A 3,285-nucleotide genomic window follows, 5' to 3' on the forward strand; every position below is an offset into this window, starting at 1 on the left:
CCACAGCCAACAGCTACAACATGCCGGGTCCGCTTTTGGACCGGATGGAGATCATTCCGCTCGCGGGCTACACCGAGGACGAAAAGCGCGAGATCGCAAAGCAGCACCTGATCGACAAACAGGTAAAGAACCACGGGCTGAAGCCCAAGGAGTTCGAGCTGACCGACGAGGCTTTGTCCGAGATGATCCGGACGTACACCCGCGAGGCGGGGGTGCGGAATCTTGAGCGTGAGATTGCCAAGGTGGCGCGGAAGGCTGTGACCAAGATCATCCGCAAGGAAGATGAAAAGGTCACGGTAACACCCGAAAATCTAGAAGATTTTCTGGGTGTGAAAAAGTTCCGCTACGGGCTTGCCGAGAAGGAAGACCAGGTCGGTGTCGTTACCGGGCTGGCCTGGACCAGTGTGGGCGGAGATCTGTTGCAGATTGAAGCGTTGCGTCTGCCGGGCAAGGGCCGAATGAAGACCACAGGCAAGCTTGGTGACGTGATGAAAGAGTCCATCGACGCGGCGTCGAGCTATGTGCGGTCGATCGCACCGAGCATTGGCGTCAAGCCGCCGCAGTTCGACACGATGGACATTCACGTCCACGTTCCGGATGGGGCGACGCCGAAGGACGGGCCGAGCGCCGGTCTGGCCATGGTCACGTCGATCGTCTCAGTTCTGACGCAGATCCCGGTTCGGAAGGACATTGCCATGACGGGCGAGGTTTCGCTGCGCGGCAATGCCATGCCGATTGGCGGTCTGAAGGAGAAACTGCTTGCGGCTCTCAGGGGCGGCATCAAGACTGTGCTGATCCCGGAAGAGAACGAAAAGGATCTGGCCGAGATCCCGGACAACGTGAAGAAAGGGATGGAGATCATTCCGGTCACCCACGTATCCGAGGTCCTTAAGTACGCTCTTGTACGCCAACCCGAACCCATCGAGTGGGATCAGGCAGCAGAGGACGCGGCTGCAGCACAGCGCCTGGCGGCACAGAGCGGGAGCGGTTCGGGCGCGGTTGCGCATTAGTCCAAGCACCAGACGTGATAAAGGCGCCTCGATCAGGGGCGCCTTTTTATTTTTGAGTGGGTCTGTCCGTCACACCAGGTCGAAGATATCCATGAGGTGGTCTTCGGCATCTTCCGGTAGGTTATCGGCGAAGTTTTCGACCGGAATCATGGGAAGGCCCTCGGGGGCGCCGGGAATCTCAGGAGCCTGAGCGCCATCTTCATGGCCCTCGGCGTGGCTGTTTGCGGGGGGAAGCCCTTCTTGGGCGGGGTTGTCGAAACGTGCCATTTGTGTGTCCTGCTCGGTTTGAATGTCTTTATGCCAAGGAATTTCTCAGGAATTGCGTTCCCGGGCAATATGGATCGTGATGGCCCATTGCCAAATGCACGGAAAGTTGCCGATGGGACTCAGCCTGCCAAGTGGCCACCTGTGCCACTCGGGCGGCTGACCTGACCTCCGCCGACGGGGGCTGCGACACCTGTCGTGCCGGGGCCGGAGGTTGGCATTCCGCGCAAGACCCGCACCGCGAGGTAGGCGAATGCCTGGGCTTCGAGCATGTCGCCGTCGAGACCGGCGCTTTCCACAGGCTCGACGGGACAATCGGAAAGGCCGGCAATCAGTTCCATCAATCCGGGATTCAGACGCCCTCCGCCTGTGACCAGAATGCGTTCTGGCGGCATCGGGCAATGGTCAAGTCCAAGGGCGATCGCCCCGGCACTGGCAGCGGCCAAAGTGGCAACAGCGTCGGCGGTCGAAAGATGCCCGACAGCATGGCTCCAGTCGGCAAAATCATTCCTATCCAATGATTTCGGCGGTATTTTTGAGAAAAAATGAGAGCCGGACAAAAGCCCTGTCAAAACGTCTTCATGCACGGCACCCGCGCGGGTCAGCGCCCCGTCGACGTCCATTTTCCGGTTGGTCCGCGCCTTGCAGAGATCGTCGATCAGGGCATTGCCGGGGCCGGTATCAAAAGCGAGGCAGGCGCCGGGGGTCTCCGGGCGAGCCTTGCCGGGATCGAGCCAGGTCAGGTTCGCAACGCCGCCGATATTCAGAAAGGCGACCGGTTCTGACATCTCGAGCATCCTGGCGAGCGCGAAATGATAGAACGGCGCCAGCGGTGCACCCTGGCCGCCAAGCTGCATGTCGGCGGTGCGGAAATCCCAGACTACAGGGCGATCCAGCGCCTCGGCAAGAATGCGGCCGTTGCCGATCTGGCAGGTCACGCCGTTGTCGGGCTGGTGCAGGGTGGTTTGGCCGTGAAAGCCGATAAGCTCGGCCTCGGGGAACTCCGAGAGCAACTCGGCATGGGCGATTTCGACCACCTCGGCGGCTGCCTCGACTTCGCGGCCGGAGGTATGGCCGAGAGCGCCGCGCAGCACGTCGCGCTCGGTCTCGGAATAGGGCCGGAAGCCGGTCTCGCCAAAGGCAAGGATGCGGTTACCGTCGGTCTGGAGCATGGCCGCATCGACACCATCGAGCGAGGTGCCCGACATGCATCCCAAAGCCCAGATCGGACCCTCTGTGGACATGGCTTTTCCTTCCCCCGAAGCGCCTTTATAGAGGGCGCGGCTCAACAAGGCCCAGCATAGACGGAAACGCAATGACCTATCATCCTAAATCCGACTTTCTCGCGACGATCATCGAGCGCGGCTTCCTGGCCGATTGCACCGATCTTCAGTCGCTGGACGAAGCTCTGATCAAGGGGGTCGTACCCGCCTATATCGGCTATGACGCCACCGCCAAGTCGCTGCACGTCGGCCATCTGTTGAACATCATGCTTCTGCGCTGGTTCCAGAAGACAGGGCACAAGCCGATCACGCTGATGGGCGGAGGCACCACCAAGGTGGGCGATCCCTCGTTCCGGTCCGAAGAGCGGCCTCTGCTGACGCCCGAGGCCATCGACGACAATATAGCGGGCATGCAGGTCGTGTTTGATCGCTATCTCGATTACGGCGAGGGCGCGAGCGACGCCCTGATGCTGAACAACGCCGAGTGGCTGGACGAGCTGAACTATCTGGAGTTCCTGCGCGACATCGGGCGGCATTTCAGCGTCAACCGGATGCTGTCGTTTGAATCGGTGAAATCGCGGCTCGACCGGGAACAATCGCTGTCGTTCCTCGAATTCAACTACATGATCCTGCAGGCCTATGACTTCCTTGAGCTGAACCGACGCTATGGCTGTCTGGTCCAGTTCGGTGGCAGCGATCAATGGGGCAATATCGTCAACGGGATTGACCTGACCCGGCGCGTGATCGACAAACAGATCTTTGGCCTGACGACCCCGCTCTTGACCACC

At 60.5% G+C, this 3,285-nt stretch carries 4 protein-coding genes; 2 read left to right on the forward strand and 2 right to left on the reverse strand.

The genetic code is table 11. From position 1 onward, the window contains the following. Window positions 1–1,010 (forward strand): S16 family serine protease (locus ACQY7U_RS11255; RefSeq protein WP_428644488.1); only part of this gene is annotated, 1,010 nt, incomplete at its 5' end. 69 nt (window positions 1,011–1,079) lie between these two features. Here ACQY7U_RS11255 and ACQY7U_RS11260 read toward each other — a convergent pair. Further along, complete coding sequence (locus ACQY7U_RS11260; RefSeq protein WP_428644490.1) at window positions 1,080–1,277, reverse strand: hypothetical protein; 198 nt, start codon at window positions 1,275–1,277, stop codon at window positions 1,080–1,082. A gap of 119 nt (window positions 1,278–1,396) precedes the next feature. Further along, window positions 1,397–2,518 (reverse strand): anhydro-N-acetylmuramic acid kinase, encoded by a 1,122-nt coding sequence (locus ACQY7U_RS11265; RefSeq protein WP_428644492.1) that lies wholly within the window; start codon window positions 2,516–2,518, stop codon window positions 1,397–1,399. Window positions 2,519–2,589: 71 nt separating this feature from the next. Between ACQY7U_RS11265 and tyrS the strand changes: the two genes are divergently transcribed. Further along, a partial coding sequence (tyrS, locus tag ACQY7U_RS11270) for a tyrosine--tRNA ligase (protein WP_428644494.1) occupies window positions 2,590–3,285 on the forward strand: 696 nt, incomplete at its 3' end.

Source organism: Roseibium sp., from assembly GCF_050301095.1.
Lineage (GTDB): Bacteria > Pseudomonadota > Alphaproteobacteria > Rhizobiales > Stappiaceae > Roseibium.

Bases quoted from the DNA above. Each gene is read 5' to 3' on its own strand.
- ACQY7U_RS11260 (WP_428644490.1), bottom strand. From the start codon at position 1,277: ATGGCACGTTTCGACAACCCCGCCCAAGAAGGGCTTCCCCCCGCAAAC.
- ACQY7U_RS11265 (WP_428644492.1), bottom strand. From the start codon at position 2,518: ATGTCCACAGAGGGTCCGATCTGGGCTTTGGGATGCATGTCGGGCACC.